Origin of the sequence: Pseudomonas sp. PDM24, assembly GCF_019218905.1 — a bacterium.
Classification (GTDB): domain Bacteria; phylum Pseudomonadota; class Gammaproteobacteria; order Pseudomonadales; family Pseudomonadaceae; genus Aquipseudomonas.
This window is the reverse complement of record NZ_JAHUWR010000006.1, coordinates 360243-378888: the sequence shown is the minus strand read 5'-3', so window position 1 is coordinate 378888 and position 18646 is coordinate 360243. Positions and strand designations below refer to the sequence as shown.

18 protein-coding genes are annotated in these 18646 nt (G+C 58.3%); 10 read left to right on the top strand and 8 right to left on the bottom strand.

Annotation, left to right across the window (positions count from 1 at the left end):
- Window positions 1-238 precede the first annotated feature (238 nt).
- Window positions 239-1051: a tRNA cyclic N6-threonylcarbamoyladenosine(37) synthase TcdA gene (gene tcdA, locus KW837_RS21330; protein WP_371317155.1), complete on the top strand. Its 813-nt coding sequence runs from the start codon at window positions 239-241 to the stop codon at window positions 1049-1051.
- 80 nt (window positions 1052-1131) lie between these two features.
- Here tcdA and KW837_RS21325 read toward each other — a convergent pair whose 3' ends face one another.
- The 4 genes from KW837_RS21325 to KW837_RS21310 form a co-directional block, all read right to left on the bottom strand.
- Window positions 1132-1542, bottom strand: a complete 411-nt coding sequence (locus KW837_RS21325; RefSeq protein ID WP_218398447.1) for a SufE family protein — start codon at window positions 1540-1542, stop codon at window positions 1132-1134.
- Window positions 1539-2744 carry an aminotransferase class V-fold PLP-dependent enzyme gene (locus KW837_RS21320; protein ID WP_218398445.1) on the bottom strand — a complete coding sequence of 402 codons (1206 nt, stop codon included), beginning with the start codon at window positions 2742-2744 and terminating at the stop codon, window positions 1539-1541. Before KW837_RS21320 ends, KW837_RS21325 begins: the two co-directional genes overlap by 4 nt.
- A 170-nt stretch (window positions 2745-2914) precedes the next feature.
- Window positions 2915-3949, bottom strand: a complete 1035-nt coding sequence (gene dapD / locus KW837_RS21315) for a 2,3,4,5-tetrahydropyridine-2,6-dicarboxylate N-succinyltransferase (RefSeq protein ID WP_123501148.1) — start codon at window positions 3947-3949, stop codon at window positions 2915-2917.
- A 33-nt stretch (window positions 3950-3982) separates the two neighbouring features.
- Complete coding sequence (locus KW837_RS21310; RefSeq protein WP_007907995.1) at window positions 3983-4345, bottom strand: ArsC family reductase; 363 nt, start codon at window positions 4343-4345, stop codon at window positions 3983-3985.
- Window positions 4346-4754: 409 nt separating this feature from the next.
- Here KW837_RS21310 and KW837_RS21305 point away from each other — a divergent pair, with 409 nt between their 5' ends.
- Window positions 4755-4913, top strand: a complete 159-nt coding sequence (locus KW837_RS21305; RefSeq protein ID WP_218398586.1) for a hypothetical protein — start codon at window positions 4755-4757, stop codon at window positions 4911-4913.
- A 22-nt stretch (window positions 4914-4935) separates the two neighbouring features.
- Here the strand turns inward: KW837_RS21305 and KW837_RS21300 are convergent, their stop codons facing one another.
- From KW837_RS21300 to map, 4 genes are all read right to left on the bottom strand, one after another.
- Window positions 4936-5691, bottom strand: coding sequence for a M12 family metallopeptidase (locus tag KW837_RS21300; protein ID WP_218398442.1), 756 nt, complete (start codon window positions 5689-5691; stop codon window positions 4936-4938).
- 188 nt (window positions 5692-5879) lie between these two features.
- Window positions 5880-7082 carry a succinyldiaminopimelate transaminase gene (gene dapC, locus KW837_RS21295; RefSeq protein WP_218398440.1) on the bottom strand — a complete coding sequence of 401 codons (1203 nt, stop codon included), beginning with the start codon at window positions 7080-7082 and terminating at the stop codon, window positions 5880-5882.
- A 124-nt stretch (window positions 7083-7206) separates the two neighbouring features.
- Window positions 7207-9909 (bottom strand): [protein-PII] uridylyltransferase, encoded by a 2703-nt coding sequence (locus KW837_RS21290; protein WP_123501152.1) that lies wholly within the window; start codon window positions 9907-9909, stop codon window positions 7207-7209.
- Window positions 9910-9954: 45 nt separating this feature from the next.
- Window positions 9955-10737: a type I methionyl aminopeptidase gene (gene map, locus KW837_RS21285; RefSeq protein ID WP_095631674.1), complete on the bottom strand. Its 783-nt coding sequence runs from the start codon at window positions 10735-10737 to the stop codon at window positions 9955-9957.
- A gap of 373 nt (window positions 10738-11110) precedes the next feature.
- Between map and rpsB the strand changes: the two genes are divergently transcribed.
- From rpsB to rseP, 8 genes are all read left to right on the top strand, one after another.
- Window positions 11111-11848, top strand: a complete 738-nt coding sequence (gene rpsB, locus KW837_RS21280; protein ID WP_007907989.1) for a 30S ribosomal protein S2 — start codon at window positions 11111-11113, stop codon at window positions 11846-11848.
- 192 nt (window positions 11849-12040) lie between these two features.
- Window positions 12041-12904 carry a translation elongation factor Ts gene (tsf, locus tag KW837_RS21275; RefSeq protein ID WP_123501154.1) on the top strand — a complete coding sequence of 288 codons (864 nt, stop codon included), beginning with the start codon at window positions 12041-12043 and terminating at the stop codon, window positions 12902-12904.
- Between the two features lie 210 nt (window positions 12905-13114).
- Window positions 13115-13858, top strand: a complete 744-nt coding sequence (gene pyrH, locus KW837_RS21270) for a UMP kinase (RefSeq protein WP_003172271.1) — start codon at window positions 13115-13117, stop codon at window positions 13856-13858.
- The gene (gene frr, locus KW837_RS21265) at window positions 13855-14412 is read left to right on the top strand and encodes a ribosome recycling factor (RefSeq protein ID WP_007907979.1); all 558 of its coding nucleotides are present in this window, start codon (window positions 13855-13857) and stop codon (window positions 14410-14412) included. Before pyrH ends, frr begins: the two co-directional genes overlap by 4 nt.
- A gap of 13 nt (window positions 14413-14425) precedes the next feature.
- Complete coding sequence (uppS, locus tag KW837_RS21260; RefSeq protein ID WP_095631671.1) at window positions 14426-15181, top strand: polyprenyl diphosphate synthase; 756 nt, start codon at window positions 14426-14428, stop codon at window positions 15179-15181.
- Window positions 15181-15987 carry a phosphatidate cytidylyltransferase gene (locus KW837_RS21255; protein ID WP_218398438.1) on the top strand — a complete coding sequence of 269 codons (807 nt, stop codon included), beginning with the start codon at window positions 15181-15183 and terminating at the stop codon, window positions 15985-15987. Before uppS ends, KW837_RS21255 begins: the two co-directional genes overlap by 1 nt.
- Complete coding sequence (ispC, locus tag KW837_RS21250) at window positions 15984-17174, top strand: 1-deoxy-D-xylulose-5-phosphate reductoisomerase (protein WP_218398436.1); 1191 nt, start codon at window positions 15984-15986, stop codon at window positions 17172-17174. The genes KW837_RS21255 and ispC overlap by 4 nt, the downstream gene beginning before the upstream one ends.
- Window positions 17175-17226: 52 nt before the next feature.
- Window positions 17227-18579: an RIP metalloprotease RseP gene (rseP, locus tag KW837_RS21245; protein WP_192344216.1), complete on the top strand. Its 1353-nt coding sequence runs from the start codon at window positions 17227-17229 to the stop codon at window positions 18577-18579.
- Window positions 18580-18646 lie beyond the last annotated feature (67 nt).

The window sequence follows — 18646 nt, the reverse complement described above, 5'->3', positions numbered from 1 at the left end:
GGCTGCCAAGGGGCGGGGCGCGCATCCTACACCGGGCGTTCACTGACCGTACAGCGGACAGGGAAATGCCGGACGTTGGGCAATCCAAGTCGACTTAAGTTCTTTGACCGGGGCGTTGTAGCCCAATTCCAATAAATTTGTAGGCAATTAAGGCAGTCAAGACCGCCGTTTATAGACCCAAAGATGCTCTTGGCCGCCGACGGCCCTATAATGCGCGCCGGTTTTTGGGGTAATGGTCATGAGTACAGAAGATCCGCGGTTTGCTGGCATCGCCCGCTTGTATGGCATCGAAGGCCTTGAGCGCTTGCGTGCGGCCCATGTAGCGATCGTCGGCGTCGGTGGCGTCGGTTCCTGGGCGGCGGAAGCTGTTGCCCGGTGTGGCGTGGGCGAGATTTCGCTGTTCGACCTGGACGACGTCTGCGTCAGCAACGTCAACCGTCAGCTGCATGCGCTGGACAGCACCGTCGGCAAGCCCAAGGTCGAGGTGATGGCCGAGCGTCTGCGCGGGATCAACCCGGACTGCACGGTGCATGCGGTGGCGGACTTCGTCACCCGTGAAACCATGGCCGAGTACATCACGCCGAACATCGACTGCGTTATAGACTGCATCGACAGCGTCAACGCCAAAGCGGCGCTGATCGCCTGGTGCAAACGTCGCAAGATCCAGATCATCACCACCGGCGGCGCGGGCGGGCAGATCGACCCGACACTGATTCAGGTCTGCGACCTGAACCGCACGTTCAATGATCCGCTGGCGTCGAAAGTGCGTTCCACGCTGCGCCGCGACTACGGCTTCTCCCGCACCGTGACCCGTCACTACAGCGTGCCCTGCGTGTTCTCCACCGAGCAACTGCGCTACCCGAAACCGGATGGCAGCATTTGCTTGCAGGAGAGTTTTGTCGGTGATGGCGTGAAGCTCGACTGCGCCGGCGGCTTTGGCGCGGTGATGATGGTGACGGCGACATTCGGCATGGTCGCGGCGACCAAGGCTGTGGATAAGATTGTGGCCGGGGTTCGGCGCCCGGCGGATCGGGTCAAGCCGCAGGTTTGAAACACCATCCTATGTAGGAGCGAGGCTTGCCCGCGAAGGCGTTTTATCTGTCACACCGCCTTCGCGGGCAAGCCTCGCTCCTACAGGGGCGTAGACAAATCCCGCATCCGCTGTAGCACGGCGTTGAGGCCATTACTGCGCGACGACGACAACTGCCGCGAGAGCCCCAGCTGATTAAACCAATCCGCCAAATCCACCTGCTGCAACTCAACTGCGGACAAGCCGTTGACCCGCACCAGCAGCAGCGCCACTAACCCGCGAATCAAGCGCGCATCGCTGCTGGCGCTGAATTGCCAGTGCCCGTCCTGCAGCGCACCGACCAGCCACACCTGGCTCTCACAGCCATGCACGCGGTTGGCCTCGACTTTATCCACATCACTCAACGGCGGCAGACGGTCACCCCATTGCATCAGCAACCGCGCCCGCTGTTCCCAGCTCGCAGCCTGCTGAAAAGTATCCAGCGCGGTGACGGCATCGGCGGGCAAGGTCATCGCAACAACTCCAGAGCCTGATCCAGCGCTTCAAAAAAACGTTCAAGGTCTTCGGAGTCGTTGTACAACGCTAACGACACCCGAATCGCCCCGGCCAGTTCAAGGCTTTTGAGCAACGGCATGGCGCAATGATGACCGGCGCGAACGGCGATTCCCTGTTCGGTCAGCAAATGCGCCAGATCAGCGTTATGCACACCTTCGACGACAAAACTGGCCAGTGCCAGTTGCGGCTTGCCTAGCAGACGAATGCCGTTGCGCGCTTCAAGGCCTTTGAGCAAATAGTCATGCAGCGCCGCTTCATGGGCGGACACGGCGTCCTGATCCAGCCCGGCCAGATAATCCAGGGTCGCCCCCAGGCCAATCACGCTGGAAATCGGTGGCGTACCCGCCTCGAACCCCAGTGGCGCAGGACGAAAGCGTGCATCGTGGTAGTTGGCATCCAGCACCATTTCGCCGCCGAACTGCCAGGGGCGCAGTTGCTCCAGCGCTTCATGACGACCGAACAGCGCACCCAGGCCATCCGGGCCGTAGAGCTTGTGGCTGGAAAACACATAGAAGTCGCAACCCAGCGCCTGCACGTCATGCCGACCATGCACCACGCCTTGAGCGCCGTCAACCACGGTCATTGCGTTGTGCGCTTTGGCCATCGCCAGTAATGCGGGCAACGGCTGCCAGGCGCCGAGCACGTTGGACAGCTGACTGATCGCCAGCAGGCGGGTACGCGGGCCGATCAGGCGAGCGGCGGCTTCAAGGTCAATCAAACCGTCGACATCCAGCGGCAGGATCACCAGTTTTAAATCGCGACGGTGGGCCAGTTGCTGCCATGGCAACAGGTTGGCGTGATGCTCCAGAGCGCTGATGACAATTTCATCGCCCGGATTGAATACGTGTTCCAGGCCATAGGCCAAGAGGTTCAGCGCGGACGTCGCGCCGTGGGTAAAGATGATCTGCCCGCAATCGCCGGCGTTGAGCCATTGCGCGACTTTGTTGCGGCTATCTTCGAACGCCTGGGTGGCATGGGCGCCGGGCAAGTGTTGCGCCCGATGCACGTTGGCCGCGCCGTTGGCGTAGTAATGCGCCAGGGCATCCAGCAGGGCTTGAGGTTTTTGCGTGGTGGCGGCGTTGTCCAGATAAGTCTGGTCTTGCCGTTGCAGGGCGGCGATGGCCGGGAAATCGGCGCGCCAAGGAGAGGGAATCAGCATGTTATCGGGCCCTGGTGAACATGGGCGGGGTGTACGCCTGACCTGATGGTCGGGTCTACGCCGGACCTGTGTAGGAGCGAAGCTTGCTCGCGAAGGCGTCATTACTGGCGCCAAAAGCTTCGCGGGCAAGCCTCGCTCCTACAAGTTCAGGTGATCGTTTGACGCTCTGCTTAGTTGTGAGCGTGCAGCGCTTCGTTCAGTTCGATGGCCGATTTGTGGGTTTTGCACTCCACTGCACCGGTCTCCGAATTGCGGCGGAACAGCAGGTCAGGCTGACCGGCCAGTTCACGGGCTTTAACGACTTTGACCAGTTTGTTGTGCTCATCCAGCAGTGCAACCTTGGTGCCGGCCGTCACGTACAGGCCCGACTCAACAGTGTTGCGATCGCCCAACGGGATACCGATACCAGCGTTGGCACCGATCAGGCAGCCTTCGCCGACCTTGATCACGATGTTGCCGCCACCCGACAGGGTGCCCATGGTCGAGCAACCGCCGCCCAGGTCCGAACCCTTGCCGACAAATACGCCAGCGGAAACGCGGCCTTCGATCATGCCCGGGCCTTCGGTGCCGGCGTTGAAGTTGACGAAACCTTCGTGCATGACGGTGGTGCCTTCGCCCACGTAAGCACCCAGGCGAATGCGCGCCGCGTCAGCGATACGCACGCCGGCCGGTACCACGTAGTCGGTCATTTTTGGGAACTTGTCCACCGAGAACACTTCCAGCAGCTCGCCGCGCAGACGGGCTTCCAGTTGATGCTCGGCCAGTTCGGCCAGATCGATCGCGCCCTGGCTGGTCCAGGCCACGTTCGGCAGCAACGGGAAGATCCCGGCCAGGTTCAGGCCGTGGGGCTTGACCAGGCGATGGGACAGCAGGTGCAGCTTGAGGTAAGCCTCAGGTGTGGAGCTCAGCTGTGCATCTTCGGCCAGCAGCGTGGCGACCAGCGGCTTGTGGCTCTCGGCCAGACGGGTCAGCAGTGCCGCTTGTGCAGCGTCGACGCTTTTCAGCGCTTCGGCCAGTTGGGACGCCTGAGCGGTGCTGAAGGCGATGGCCTGATTGCCGTCGGTGTAGCCCAGAACCGGCGCAATGGCGGCGACCAGTTCGGCCGACGGGTTGAGCAGTGGCTGCGCGTAAAACACTTCCAGCCATGCGCCTTGACGGTTTTGAGTGCCGACACCAAAGGCCAGGCTGAACAGGGTAGTGGACATGTTGATACCTCTAACAAAATGGAACGGGCTGCCTTACTTGAGCGCGGCCGCGTAGATATCTGGCTTGAAGCCAATCAGGGTTCGGTCACCGAGATCGAGCACCGGGCGCTTGATCATCGAAGGTTGTGCGAGCATCAGTTCGATGGCCTTGCGCTGGTCGAGATCGGCTTTGCGTTCGTCGTCGAGCTTGCGAAAGGTCGTGCCTGCACGGTTCAACACCACTTGCCAGCCGTGCTCGTCGCACCATTGGCTCAGGTGTTCACGGTCGATTCCGACCGTTTTGTAATCATGAAAGTCATAGCTGACAGCGTGTTCATCGAGCCAGGTGCGCGCCTTTTTCATGGTGTCGCAGGCTTTGATGCCGAAAAGGTGCAACGTTTTGCTTGAAGCGGTCAAGGAATTGCCCCCTTTGCAGGTGCTGAAAATAAAAGGTGAAGGATTATGCCATGACCGGACGGTTTCGCGTCGGCTGTGGTTCATTCGTTACCGCCAAACCTGTAGGAGCGAGCCTGCTCGCGATAGCGGTATGACATCCAGCAATGATGTTGACTGACCCTCTGCTTTCGCGAGCAAGCTCGGCTCCTACAGAAGGCGCGGTGTGCCGGCGTGCGACATTGGTGCAAGGGCCAGGTCGCAGTCTAAGCGGCTGACATGTCACTTCAATGCTGTCGATTGTCTGGGAATCACGCTTTATGCAAACCGCCTATTCCGTCCTGATCCTGTTGATGCTGGTCGGCGTTTCGCGCCTGATCGGACGGGTGATCCCGTTGCCGTTACCGTTGGTATGCTGCAGGGCGAGGCGCTGATGAACGATGCCTCGGGCCTGGTGACGTTCAGGGCGCTGCGGGCGCAGCGCCTGGAGTTGTACAGCCTCAGTCGTCATCACCAGATCGGTGATGACGTGCTGCGCGAGGTGTTGGGGGAGCTTGATCCAAGCGAGGTCAAGCTGGGGGCCGTCAAGTAACCGCCAACGTGTACTGTGATGATTATGGATAAATCGCGCGCATGGCGGAGATGTCTCCCTCGCTGATGTGCAAGTTCTTGGGTTGATGCCAGTCGCCCACAGTGAGTTCGTTGAGGACTTGATAATGCATCACTGAATGCCGGTCGTAGGGCGTATAGGTCCGATTGGCAGTACGCTCGAGTGGAAAGACGTTGGCGTCAACATCTGCACGGGACAGTTTTGAATCGATTTCCATGTGTGCATAGGTTTTTTCTCGGTCCCATGGTATCGCGGCATCTGGATGTTGATGTTCATGGTTCAAGCCCAGTGCATGTCCAAACTCATGGATGACCACATACTCGTAATGGGGTGAGGCAAAGTCAGTTCCCAATACCATCGATGGGGTATGGGGACTGCCGGTCAGTGCGTCGGTACCCAGTTGTGAGCTACCGCCATTTTTTAATAAGGGTTGAAAGTTGACCCGGATATCGCCTAGAAAGTCATCGGAGTCATAGATGTCTTCTTCGTCCATTTCAATGAATTCGAAGTTTAGATTGATGTAGGGAAGCCATTTGTTTGCGCCATTTTTTACGGCTTCAAATGACTGTTCGTTATAGCGGTAAACGAGAATTTTTAATGTTCTTCCGGGGCGCCAGTACTTGGTGTGCTCACCAACGCTGCGTTTGTTTCGACCGCCGCTGCTGTTTGTATTGTTACCGGGGCGCTCGTTAATTGCAGCATCATAAGACGCGAGCGGGTCGGTGGGTTTAAGGGGGTTGCAGTAGTTATATTGATTCATGTTGTTGTATTTGATTGGTTGTGAGTGAGCCTTGAAAGTATTTTAGTTGAATGGAATTGTCTATGGGTTTGGTTGTGCAAGTTATTACGTATAATGGTTAATGCGGAGTTGATGATTGAGGGGTTTGCGTTGTTGTCTAAGTTGGCCTGCGCCGCATTGCGCGGTGCAGGCGTAATAGTTGTTAGTTGTTAGTTGTTGCGTGTTGTAATGAAGTTGCGAATTCGCTCAGCCGCCTCTACGCATTCGGCCAAAGGCGCGACCAATGCCATGCGTACACGCCCGGCGCCTGGATTGACGCCATCCACATCGCGTGACAGGTAAGAACCCGGTACCACGGTCACGTGTTCCTGCTCGAACAGATCACGGCAGAATGCCGCGTCATCACCGTTCACATTCGGCCACAGGTAGAAACCACCGTCCGGGCGCTGCACGTCCATCACCGGGCTGAGGATCTCCAGCACCGCATCGTATTTCTCGCGGTACAGCGCACGGTTGGCGCGTACATGCACTTCATCATTCCATGCGGCAACGCTGGCCAGTTGGGTCTGAACCGGCATCGCGCAGCCGTGATAGGTGCGATACAGCAGAAAGCCTTTGAGAATATCGGCATCACCGGCCACGAAGCCCGAACGCAGGCCCGGCAGGTTGGAACGCTTGGACAGGCTGTGGAACACCACGCAACGCTTGAAGTCCTTGCGACCCAGTTCGACGCATGCGCTGAGCAGGCCTGGCGGTGGGGTTTGTTCGTTGAAATACAGCTCGCTGTAGCACTCGTCTGCGGCGATCACGAAGTCGTATTCGTCAGCCAGGGCGATCAGCTTCTTCAGAGTTTCGACCGGAATCAGTGCACCGGTCGGGTTACCCGGCGAGCACAGGAACAGGATCTGGCAGCGTTTCCAGATGTCCGGTGAAACAGCGTCGAAATCCGGGTTGAAGCCGTTTTCATCCAGGCACGGCAGGTAATGCGGCTTGGCGCCGGCGAGGAATGCCGCGCCTTCGTAGATTTGATAGAACGGGTTCGGGCTGACCACCAATGCGTCGTCACCACGGTTGACCACGGTCTGGGTGAACGCGAACAGCGCTTCGCGGGTGCCGTTGACCGGCAGCACATTGCGCGCCGGGTCGAGCCAGCCGTTCGGGATGCTGAAGCGGCGTTCGCACCAGGCGGCGATAGCTTCACGCAAGGCAGGGATGCCGAGGGTAGTCGGATACACGGCCATCTGATCCAGATTGCTTGCCAGGGCTTCAGCGACAAAAGCTGGTGAGCGGTGTTTCGGCTCGCCGATGGACAGCGCGATGGCGCGCTTTTCCGGGTTTGGCGTGACGCTGCCGAGCAGGGCGCGGAGCTTTTCGAACGGGTAGGGCTGCAACTGGTTCAGAGCGTTGTTCATGAGGGCCTCGTTCAATGTGGGAGGGCTAGTGTGGTGCAGGGGGCTTGTTGTGGTGAGGCAAGCCCTCTCGCCACAACAAGCCCCTGTCCACAGGAAGTCCATTCCCACAGGGGAAATTGTTGGTTCAGATACTGAATCGGGACAGTTTGATATCGGGTTCCTGGCTGACGCTCAGCTGTTCGACGATGGCATCCTGCAAGCGGCTGCACAGCAACGGGTCGGACAGCGGCTGATTGTTCGCATCGGTGATGAAGAACACGTCTTCCACGCGCTCGCCCAGGGTGGCGATCTTGGCGTTCTGCAGCGACAAGTCGAATTCCAGGAAGATCGTGCCGATCCGCGCCAGCAACCCCGGACGGTCGGGCGCACTGAGCTCCAGCACGGTCACCGGACGCTGAGCATCGTTGTGGATTGTGACCTGTGGCGCAAACGCAAAATGCTTGAGCTGGCGCGGCACCCGACGCTGGATGATGGTCGGGTAATTGTCCGGGTTGCGCAGGGCTTCGGTCAGGCCTTCGCGGATCTGCTTGACCCGCGCCGGGTTGTCGCCGATCGAATCGCCATCGGTGTCGAGCACGATATAGGTGTCGAGGGTGAACTGGCTGCTGGAGGTGATGACCCGGGCATCGTGAATGTTCAGGTTGAGCTGGTCCATCGCTGCCACGGTCACGGCGAAAAAATCGTGCTGGTCCGGTGCATAGATGAAGATCTGCGTACCGCCCTCGAACTCGCGCTGGGTGGTTTCCTTGATCAGCACCAGCGGGCCGCCGTCGGCCGGCTGCTGCAGAATCGCGTCAGTGTGCCAGGCCACGTCGCCGGCGGTGTGGCGCAGGAAGTAGTCATCGCCCAGTTGCGCCCAGAGCTGCTCGACATCGTCCGGATCGTTGCCGCCGCGTACGAGAATGTCCAGTGCCGCGCTCTGGGTCTGGCGGATCTGCTCTTCGCGATCCACCGGGTTTTCCAGACCACGACGCAAGGCGCGCTTGGTCTCGGTGTAGAGCTGGCGCAACAGGCTCGCGCGCCAGGAGTTCCACAGCGTCGGGTTGGTTGCGTTGATGTCGGCAACGGTCAGCACGTACAGATAATCGAGGCGGGTTTCATCGCCGACGGTCTGCGCGAAATCGTGGATCACGTGCGGGTCGGACAGGTCTTTGCGCTGGGCCGTGGTCGACATCATCAAATGGTTCTGCACCAGCCATACGATCAGACGGCTGTCCCAGATCGGCAACTGGTGGCGCTGGCAAAAAGCTTCGGCGTCCACGGCGCCGATTTCCGAGTGATCGCCATGCCGGCCCTTGCCAATGTCGTGATAAAGACCGGCCAGGTAAATCAGTTCGGGTTTGGGCAGTTTGGCCATGAGCTTGCTGGCCAACGGGAATTTTTCCGACACCTGGGTGTACTGCAGCTTACGCAGGTGCTTGATCAGGTTCAGGGTGTGCGCGTCGACCGTATAGATATGAAACAGGTCATGCTGCATCTGCCCGACAATGAAGCCGAACTCCGGCAGATAGCGCCCAAGGATGCCGTAACGGTTCATCCGCCGCAGATTGCGGTGGATGCCGATTTTGCACTTGAACAGCTCGATGAACAGGCTGGTATTACGAATATCGTTGCGGAAGTCGTCATCGATCAGATGACGATTCTCGCGCAGCAGACGGATGGTATCGGCGCGTACACCTTTGATTTCCGGTTGCTGGGCCATCAGCACAAAGATCTCGAGCATGGCGAATGGCGTACGGCGGAACACGTTGTCGCTACGCGCCTCGATGTAGCCGTCGTGCAGCTGGAACCGCGAGTTGATCGGCTGTGGTGGTGCTTCGTCTTCGGGGGCCAGGATCACTTCTTCAAAGTGCTGGATGATCAGGTCGCTGAGCTGGGCAATGCTCATGACTACCCGATAATACTGCTGCATGAAGTTTTCGATGGCTTGCTTGGCGTCGTTGCCTTCGAACCCCAATAGCCCGGCGATGGAACGCTGGTGGTCGAACAACAGGCGGTCTTCTGAGCGGCCGGCGAGCATGTGCAGGGCGTAACGTACCTTCCACAGAAACTCCTGGGACGAGGCCAGCAGGGCGTTTTCGCTCTCCACCAGGAAACCTTCGCCCGCCAAGGCCCGCAGGTTCAGGGTGCCGTATTCGCGACGGGCCACCCAGAGAATCGTCTGAATATCCCGAAGGCCACCGGGCGAGCCTTTGACGTTGGGTTCCAGGTTGTATTCGGTGTCGTTGTATTTGTGGTGACGGGCCTTTTGCTCGGCGCGCTTGGCCAGGAAGAACTCCTTGCTCGGCCACATGTGCGCGGTGCTGGTGACATCCAGCATGCGCTGGCGCAGCCGCTCGGGGCCGCAAATGGTGCGGCTTTCCATCAGATTGGTGACGACCGTCAGGTCGGCACGGGCCTCGACGGCGCATTCGTCCACCGAACGAACGCTCTGGCCGACTTCCAGGCCGATGTCCCACAGCAACGTCAGAAAACGTTCGATGGAATCCCGAAAAATTTCGTGATCGGCGCTGTCCAGCAAAATCAGCAGATCGATGTCGGAATAGGGGTGTAGCTCGCCACGACCATAGCCGCCGACTGCCACCAGGGCGATATCGGCGTCTTCGCTCCAGTTAAACTGTTCCCAGGCTTGTTGCAGGATGTTGTCGACAAACCAGGCGCGATCCTCAATCAGTCGGCGAATGTCCCGGCCACTGCGGAACCGCTCGTCGAGCACCTCGCGGGCCTGACGGATCGCCTTCTTGAAAGCAGCAATAGGGCTTGCCTTCAGGGCCAGTTCAGCCTGGAACTGGCCGCGGTCGAAGAGTTCGGGATCCACCTGCGGCATCGATTGGCTTTCCTTTCTATAAGGCTGGGAACGGAGCGGGCGGGATCAGGCCGAAACGCGCGCGATGGTATCGTCGCTGCGCAGGGTGAAGATCTCGTAACCGGTTTCGGTCACCAGCAGGGTGTGCTCCCACTGCGCCGACAGCTTGCGATCCTTGGTGATAGCGGTCCAGCCGTCGCCCAACACCTTGGTATCGGCCTTGCCCTGGTTGATCATCGGCTCGATGGTGAAGGTCATGCCTGCTTTCAGTTCCATGCCGGTGCCGGCGCGGCCGTAGTGCAGGATTTGTGGTTCTTCGTGGAACACCTTGCCGATGCCGTGCCCGCAGAACTCGCGAACCACCGAGAAGCCGTTCTTTTCTGCGTGCTTCTGGATCACTTCACCGATATCGCCCAGGCGGCAGCCGGGTTTGACCAGTTCGATGGCCTTGTACATGCATTCCTGAGTCACCTGGGACAGACGTTCGGCCCAGACCGGCACGGTACCGACGTGGAACATGCGGCTGGTGTCGCCGTGGTAACCGTCCTTGATCACGGTGACGTCGATGTTCAGCGTGTCGCCATCCTTCAATGGTTTCTCGTTCGGAATGCCATGACAGACCACATGGTTGATCGAGGTGCAGATCGACTTCGGGAAGCCCTTGTAGTTGAGCGGGGCAGGGATGGCTTTCTGCTCATTGACGATATAGTCGTGGCAGATGCGGTCCAGTTCTTCGGTGGTGACACCCGGTTTGACATAATCGGCAATCATTTCCAGCACATCGGCGGCCAATTTGCCGGCGATCCGCATTTTTGCGATGTCCTCTGGGGTTTTGAGGGTGACGGTCATACAGGCTCTCTCTGCGCTCAATGGCGCCTTCTAAAACGAAATGGGCATTGCGTGAGCGATCTTCGCAGCCCTGAAAAACGCGATTCTACCAGACGATCAGCGCAAATCTGAGCCTCTGTGCATCGCTTCTCTCTATAGGATGGCGCATTCTGGGGAGATTCCAAGGCAGGGGCCAAAAGCATTCCTCAGGTTTTCAGAATCCGGGTTTCGTTTTTTTCTGCCTTGTGATATAAAATGCGCCGCTTTCCGGGGATACCCTGGGAAGCTTAAATCCACACACGTGTCGACACGATGACCTGGGTGCCTTCAGCTGATGCTGCTGGTTGGTCATTGGGATACGTGGAGGCCAAACCCGACTTATTAAGGAACTATCATGTCCCAAGTCAACATGCGCGATATGCTGAAGGCCGGTGTGCACTTCGGTCACCAGACCCGTTACTGGAACCCGAAAATGGGTAAGTACATTTTCGGCGCGCGTAACAAGATCCACATTATCAACCTTGAAAAAACCCTGCCAATGTTCAACGAAGCTCTGACTTTCGTAGAGCGTCTGGCCCAGGGCAAAAACAAGATTCTGTTCGTCGGCACCAAGCGTTCCGCTGGCAAGATCGTTGCTGAAGAAGCAGCACGTTGCGGTTCGCCGTACGTCGATCACCGCTGGTTGGGCGGCATGCTGACCAACTTCAAAACCATCCGTGCTTCCATCAAGCGTCTGCGTGACCTTGAAGTACAAGCCGAAGACGGTACTTTCGCCAAGCTGACCAAGAAAGAAGCGCTGATGCGCACTCGCGATCTTGAGAAGCTGGATCGTTCCCTGGGTGGTATCAAGGACATGGGCGGTCTGCCAGACGCTCTGTTCGTTATCGACGTTGATCACGAGCGCATCGCGATCACCGAAGCCAACAAGCTGGGCATCCCGGTTATCGGCGTAGTCGATACCAACAGCAGCCCGGAAGGCGTTGACTACATCATCCCAGGCAACGATGACGCAATCCGCGCTATCCAGCTGTACATGGGTTCGATGGCTGATGCTGTAATCCGCGGTCGCAACCACGTTGCTGGCGGTACCGAGCAGTTCGTTGAAGAAGCTCCGGCAGCTGCAGCTGAGTAATTGACGCCCTGGCGTTGACTCAGTAAGCAAAAAGGGGGCTTGGCCCCCTTTTTGCCACCTCGAAAACCATTTGTGAGCAGCGCAGCTACATCATCTGTAACGTGCAGCGGCTAACAAGGGTGGTTCGGGAAGAATTGAACGCCCGTTCGATCGGGTGGAATGGTTGAAAACCTATCCAAGAGGAATTTGAAAATGGCAGAGATTACTGCAGCGTTGGTCAAAGAACTGCGCGAGCGTACCGGCGAAGGCATGATGGATTGCAAAAAGGCCTTGACCAAGGCTGGCGGCGACATCGAAAAAGCCATTGATGACATGCGTGCTTCGGGCGCCATCAAGGCTGCCAAGAAAGCTGGCAACGTAGCGGCTGAAGGCGCGATCGCTCTGAAAGAAGACGGCAAATCCGCCGTTCTGCTGGAAGTGAACTCGCAGACCGACTTCCTGGCTCTGCAGGACGACTTCAAGGCATTTGTTGCTGCAAGCGTTGAAAAAGCGTTCGCTGACAAGCTGACTGAAGCTGCTCCGTTGATCGAAGCTCAAGAAGCTGATCGCCTGGTACTGGTCGGCAAGGTTGGCGAAAACGTCAACATCCGTCGTCTGGCGCGCGTTGAAGGTGACGTTGTTGGTGGTTACCTGCACGGCAACAAGATCGGTGTTGCAGTTGTCCTGAAAGGCGGCACTGTTGAGCTGGCCAAGGACATCGCTATGCACGTAGCGGCGACCAACCCTGAATTCCTGCTGCCGTCGGAAGTTTCCGCTGAAGCGATTGAGCGTGAGAAGGGCGTGTTCCTGACTCTCAACGCTGACAAGATCGCCGGCAAGCCGGAAAACATCGTTGAAAACATGGTCAAAGGCCGTATCAGCAAGTTCCTGGCCGAAGCCAGCCTGGTTGAGCAGGCGTTCGTCAAGAACCCTGAAATCAAAGTCGGCGAGCTGGCCAAGAAAGCCGGTGCTGAAATCGTTTCCTTCACCTACTTCAAAGTAGGCGAAGGCATCGAGAAGCCGGTCGACAACTTCGCTGAAGAAGTTGCTGCCCAACTGGCTGCTGCCAAGCAATAAGACGGTTTTTTAACTGTCGCCCTGAAGAGGCTGCCCGCTCACGCGCGCAGCCTCTTTTCAGATGGGGATGCCAATTTATTTGGCTTCTCGTCGGAACTGGCTTACAAAGCCGTGTTCCGATGGCGCTGTGATAGCGTCAAGCTAGAGTGAACGCAGGCTGCAAACAGCCCGCAAAGAATTTTTTAAAATACGCCGCAGGAGAGATTCGCAATGGCTCAGCAGGGCAGTGGTTATCAGGCTCGCTATAAACGCATTCTACTCAAGCTTAGCGGCGAGGCCCTGATGGGCTCGGAAGAGTTCGGGATCGATCCGAAAGTTCTGGATCGCATGGCGCTGGAAGTTGGCCAACTGGTCGGCATCGGTGTCCAGGTTGGTCTGGTGATCGGCGGGGGTAACCTGTTTCGCGGTGCGGCGCTCAGCGCGGCCGGCATGGATCGGGTCACTGGCGACCACATGGGCATGCTGGCCACTGTGATGAACGCCCTGGCGATGCGTGATGCGCTGGAACGTGCCAATATCTCGGCCATCGTGATGTCGGCCATTTCCATGGTTGGCGTGACCGATCACTATGATCGCCGCAAAGCCATGCGCCACCTGAATGCCAAGGAAGTCGTGATTTTTGCGGCTGGTACCGGTAATCCGTTCTTCACCACGGATTCGGCAGCTTGCTTGCGTGCAATCGAAATCGACGCTGACGTCGTGCTCAAGGCAACCAAGGTCGATGGCGTTTACACGGCTGATCCATTCAAAGACCCGCATGCCGAGAAGTTCGATCATCTGACTTATGATGAAGTACTGGATCGCAAGCTGGGCGTGATGGATCTGACGGCTATTTGCCTGTGCCGCGACCACAAGATGCCGTTGCGCGTATTTAACATGAACAAGCCCGGCGCCCTGCTGAACATCGTACATGGCGGCGCTGAAGGGACTCTGATCGAGGAAGGCCAACAATGATCAACGAAATCAAGAAAGACGCTCAAGAGCGCATGAAAAAATCCGTCGAATCGCTGGCGCACAACTTCGGCCGTATTCGTACGGGCCAGGCGCACCCAAGCATTCTGGAAGGTGTCATGGTTCCGTACTACGGCTCCGACACGCCGATCAAGCAAGTGGCGAACATCACCGTGAAAGACGCCCGTACCCTGCAAGTGGTTGCCTTTGAGCGCAACATGCTGGGTGCCGTCGACAAGGCCATCGGTAGCGCGGGTCTGAACCTCAACCCGACCAACCTCGGCGAGTTGCTGCTGATCTCCATGCCGGCCCTGACCGAAGAAACCCGTAAGGGCTTCACCAAGCAGGCTCGCGATGTCGCTGAAGATGCCCGTGTTGCGGTGCGCAACATCCGTCGTGATGCGAACAGCCAACTCAAGGATCTGGTCAAGGAAAAGGAAATCAGCGAAGACGAAGAGCGTCGCGCTACTGGCGAAATTGATGATCTGACCAAAAAGTACGTGGCTGAAATTGACGCGAATTTGGCGCAGAAAGAAAAAGACCTGATGGCCGTATAAGGGTCACGTTTTAATGGATAAGACAAAGCAGACTGCGCCGTCCGCGGTGCCGCGCCATGTCGCGATCATCATGGATGGTAATAATCGCTGGGCGAAAAAACGCTTTATGCCGGGTGTCGCCGGACATAAAGCGGGCGTGGATGCGGTGCGTGCGGTGATCGAAGTGTGTGCCGAGGCCGGGGTCGAAGTATTGACCCTGTTCGCGTTCTCCAGCGAGAACTGGCAGCGCCCGGCCGATGAAGTCAGTGCCTTGATGGATCTGTTCTTCAAGGCATTGCGTCGCGAGGCCAAGCGCCTCAACGACAACAACATCAGTTTGCGCATCATTGGTGATCGCTCGCGTTTTCATCCGGAGCTTCAGGCCGCCATGCGCGAAGCCGAGGCGATGACTGTCGGTGCCAACCGCTTTATCCTGCAGATCGCTGCCAACTACGGCGGTCAGTGGGATATCGCGCAAGCCGCGCAGCGTCTGGCCCGTGAAGTTCAGGCCGGGCATCTGCGTCCGGAGGACATTACCCCCGAGCTGTTGCAAACCTGTCTGGCGACCGGTGATCTGCCGTTGCCAGACTTGTGCATCCGTACCGGTGGCGAGCATCGCATCAGCAATTTCCTGCTGTGGCAGCTGGCTTACGCCGAGTTGTACTTCTCCGACCTGTTCTGGCCGGACTTCAAACACGACGCCATGCGCAATGCGCTAGCCGATTTCGCTTCTCGCCAGCGTCGCTTCGGTAAAACGAGCGAGCAGGTCGAGGCTGGAGCCCGGGTTTAATGCTTAAACAACGAATCATCACGGCACTGATTCTGCTGCCGATTGCCCTGGGCGGGTTTTTCCTGCTCGAAGGGTCCGGTTTTGCGCTGTTCATCGGGCTGGTGGTGACGCTTGGGGCGTGGGAGTGGGCGCGGTTGGCAGGTTTCGCTGCTCAGTCGATTCGCCTTGCCTATGCCGCTGTGGTTGCGTTGATGCTGTTTTTCATGCACATCCTGCCGGGGCTCGCGCCTTGGGTGTTGGGTGCCGCGGTGCTCTGGTGGGGCATGGCCACGTACCTGGTATTGACCTATCCACAGTCCAGTCAACATTGGGCCAGTGCTGCCTGCAAGCTGGTGATCGGTTTGTTGATTCTGTTGCCGGCGTGGCAGGGGCTGGTCCTGATCAAGCAGGAGCCTTTGGGTAACTGGCTGATCATGGCGGTGATGGTGCTGGTCTGGGGGGCCGATATCGGTGCGTACTTTTCCGGTCGGGCCTTCGGCAAACGCAAGCTGGCGCCACAGGTTAGCCCTGGCAAAAGCTGGGAAGGCGTGTACGGCGGCTTGCTGGTGAGTCTGGTGATTACAGCAATCGTCGGTTTTGTGCGGGACTGGAGTTTCGCTCAGATGCTGATGGGGCTGTTCGGTGCCGCAATAATCGTGTTCATTTCGGTGGTGGGCGACCTCACCGAAAGCATGTTCAAGCGCCAGTCGGGGATCAAGGACAGCAGTAATCTGCTGCCTGGTCACGGCGGCGTGCTGGACCGAATCGATAGCCTGACGGCGGCGATTCCGGTATTCGCCGTGCTGCTGTGGATGGCAGCACCGTGAGCCGCCCACAACAGATTACCGTGCTGGGAGCGACCGGTTCGATTGGTCTGAGCACCCTCGACGTCATCGCCCGTCATCCCGAGCGTTATCAGGTTTTCGCCTTGAGCGGTTTCACTCGTTTGAGTGAACTGTTGGCGCTGTGTGTACGTCATGTGCCGCGCTTCGCCGTCGTGCCGGAATCTGGTGCTGCCCGACGCTTGCAGGACGATTTGCGCGCGGCCGGTCTGTCGACCCGGGTTCTGGTAGGGGAGGAGGGCTTGTGTCAGGTCGCCTCCGATCCGGAAGTCGATGCGGTAATGGCGGCTATTGTCGGTGCGGCGGGCTTGCGTCCGACTCTGGCGGCGGTCGAGGCTGGCAAGAAGATTCTTCTGGCCAATAAAGAAGCGCTGGTGATGTCCGGTGCGCTGTTTATGCAGGCCGTGCGCAAAAGCGGTTCAGTGCTGCTGCCGATCGACAGCGAACACAACGCGATTTTCCAGTGCATGCCACAGGATTTCGCTCGTGGACTTGGCGCGGTCGGGGTGCGTCGGATTTTACTGACAGCCTCTGGCGGCCCGTTCCGGCAGACGCCCATGGCCGAACTGGAGCATGTTTCCCCCGAACAAGCGTGTGCCCATCCGAATTGGTCCATGGGGCGCAAGATTTCAGTGGATTCGGCCAGCATGATGAACAAAGGGCTCGAGCTGATCGAGGCTTGCTGGCTGTTCGACGCTACCCCTTCTCAGGTCGAAGTGGTGATTCACCCGCAGAGCGTGATTCATTCGCTGGTCGACTACATCGATGGTTCAGTATTGGCGCAGTTGGGCAATCCGGACATGCGCACGCCGATTGCCAATGCCCTGGCCTGGCCAGAGCGAATCGATTCGGGTGTTGCGCCGCTGGACCTGTTTGCCATCGCTCGCCTGGATTTCCAGGCGCCCGATGAGGAACGTTTTCCGTGCCTGCGCCTTGCGCGTCAAGCCGCCGAAGCTGGCAATAGCGCGCCGGCCATGCTCAATGCCGCGAATGAGGTGGCTGTGGCGGCGTTTCTCGACGGACGGGTTCGCTACCTGGAAATCGCGAGTATTATCGAGGAAGCGTTGAACCTCGAGCCTGTGGTTGCAGTGAATGATCTCGAGGCAGTGTTTACGGCTGATGCGAAAGCACGGGTACTGGCCGGGCAATGGTTGAGCCGTCACGGGCGATAAGTGCTGCAATACGTTGCCCCATGCAGCACTGATAGGATTGCGGAGAAAGTACATGAGCGCGCTCTATATGATTGTCGGCACCCTGGTAGCGCTGGGTGTGCTGGTCACCTTCCACGAGTTCGGCCATTTCTGGGTCGCGCGTCGCTGTGGGGTCAAAGTGCTGCGTTTCTCCGTGGGCTTTGGCATGCCGTTGTTGCGCTGGCACGACAGCAAAGGCACTGAGTTCGTAATTGCCGCCATCCCGTTGGGTGGCTACGTGAAGATGCTCGACGAGCGCGAAGGCGAGGTCCCGGCCGACCAGGTCGATCAATCCTTCAATCGCAAATCTGTCCGTCAGCGCATCGCCATCGTCGCGGCCGGCCCGATCGCCAACTTTCTATTGGCAATGGTGTTTTTCTGGGCATTGGCAATGCTGGGCAGCGAGCAGGTCCGACCGGTTATCGGCGCGGTAGAGTCTGGCAGTATTGCTTCCAAGGCAGGTTTGAGTCCGGGCCAGGAAATCATGGCTATCGATGGCGAGCCAACCTCCGGCTGGGCCGCGGTGAACCTGCAACTGATCCGTCGTCTGGGCGAGAGCGGTGCCATTCAGTTGCTGGTCCGCGAACAGGGCTCCACGGTGGACTCACCCCGTGAGCTGGTGCTGGACAAGTGGCTCAAGGGGGCTGAGGAGCCAGATCCGATTCGCTCGTTGGGCATTCGTCCTTGGCGTCCGGCGTTGCCTCCAGTCCTGGCCGAATTTGATCCGAAAGGGCCGGCGAAGGCTGCGGGCCTGAAGCCGGGTGACCGCTTGTTGGCCCTTGATGGCAAGGCGCTGGACGACTGGCAGCAGGTAGTCGACATCGTCCGTATGCATCCGGATACCAAAATCATGCTGCGCGTCGAGCGCGATGGTGCTCAAATCGACGTCCCTGTGACGTTGGCCGCTCGCGGCGAGAGCAAATCGCCCAGTGGTTATCTGGGCGCTGGGGTGAAAGCGGTCGATTGGCCACCAGAGATGATTCGCGAAGTCAGTTACGGTCCGGTGGCTGCGATTGGCGAGGGTGCCCGACGCACTTGGACCATGAGTGTGCTAACCCTCGATTCGCTCAAGAAAATGTTGTTCGGTGAGCTCTCGGTAAAAAACTTGAGTGGACCGATAACCATTGCTAAAGTGGCGGGCGCTTCTGCCCAGTCGGGCGTCGCTGATTTCCTGAATTTCCTTGCTTATCTGAGTATTAGCCTGGGGGTTCTGAATTTGTTGCCCATTCCTGTACTGGATGGGGGGCATTTGTTGTTTTATCTGATCGAGTGGGCGCGTGGTCGCCCCTTGTCGGATCGGGTGCAAGGTTGGGGGATACAGATCGGTATCAGTTTGGTGGTCGGGGTGATGTTACTTGCTCTGGTTAATGATCTGGGCCGACTGTAACGCTTCGCTGAATTGCGAATCTGCCGCATTTTGCGGCAGTTTTTATTGCCAGTTGGAATAAGAAAGG

Excerpts from the sequence above, each read along its gene's own strand:
- KW837_RS21300 (WP_218398442.1), bottom strand. The coding sequence starts at position 5,691 with ATGAATCAATATAACTACTGCAACCCCCTTAAACCCACCGACCCGCTC.
- dapC (WP_218398440.1), bottom strand. The coding sequence starts at position 7,082 with ATGAACAACGCTCTGAACCAGTTGCAGCCCTACCCGTTCGAAAAGCTC.
- tcdA (WP_371317155.1), top strand. The coding sequence starts at position 239 with ATGAGTACAGAAGATCCGCGGTTTGCTGGCATCGCCCGCTTGTATGGC.
- dapD (WP_123501148.1), bottom strand. The coding sequence starts at position 3,949 with ATGTCCACTACCCTGTTCAGCCTGGCCTTTGGTGTCGGCACTCAAAAC.
- KW837_RS21255 (WP_218398438.1), top strand. The coding sequence starts at position 15,181 with ATGCTTAAACAACGAATCATCACGGCACTGATTCTGCTGCCGATTGCC.
- uppS (WP_095631671.1), top strand. The coding sequence starts at position 14,426 with ATGGATAAGACAAAGCAGACTGCGCCGTCCGCGGTGCCGCGCCATGTC.
- KW837_RS21325 (WP_218398447.1), bottom strand. The coding sequence starts at position 1,542 with ATGACCTTGCCCGCCGATGCCGTCACCGCGCTGGATACTTTTCAGCAG.
- map (WP_095631674.1), bottom strand. The coding sequence starts at position 10,737 with ATGACCGTCACCCTCAAAACCCCAGAGGACATCGCAAAAATGCGGATC.
- KW837_RS21290 (WP_123501152.1), bottom strand. The coding sequence starts at position 9,909 with ATGCCGCAGGTGGATCCCGAACTCTTCGACCGCGGCCAGTTCCAGGCT.
- KW837_RS21305 (WP_218398586.1), top strand. The coding sequence starts at position 4,755 with ATGAACGATGCCTCGGGCCTGGTGACGTTCAGGGCGCTGCGGGCGCAG.
- KW837_RS21320 (WP_218398445.1), bottom strand. The coding sequence starts at position 2,744 with ATGCTGATTCCCTCTCCTTGGCGCGCCGATTTCCCGGCCATCGCCGCC.
- rpsB (WP_007907989.1), top strand. The coding sequence starts at position 11,111 with ATGTCCCAAGTCAACATGCGCGATATGCTGAAGGCCGGTGTGCACTTC.
- rseP (WP_192344216.1), top strand. The coding sequence starts at position 17,227 with ATGAGCGCGCTCTATATGATTGTCGGCACCCTGGTAGCGCTGGGTGTG.
- pyrH (WP_003172271.1), top strand. The coding sequence starts at position 13,115 with ATGGCTCAGCAGGGCAGTGGTTATCAGGCTCGCTATAAACGCATTCTA.
- frr (WP_007907979.1), top strand. The coding sequence starts at position 13,855 with ATGATCAACGAAATCAAGAAAGACGCTCAAGAGCGCATGAAAAAATCC.
- tsf (WP_123501154.1), top strand. The coding sequence starts at position 12,041 with ATGGCAGAGATTACTGCAGCGTTGGTCAAAGAACTGCGCGAGCGTACC.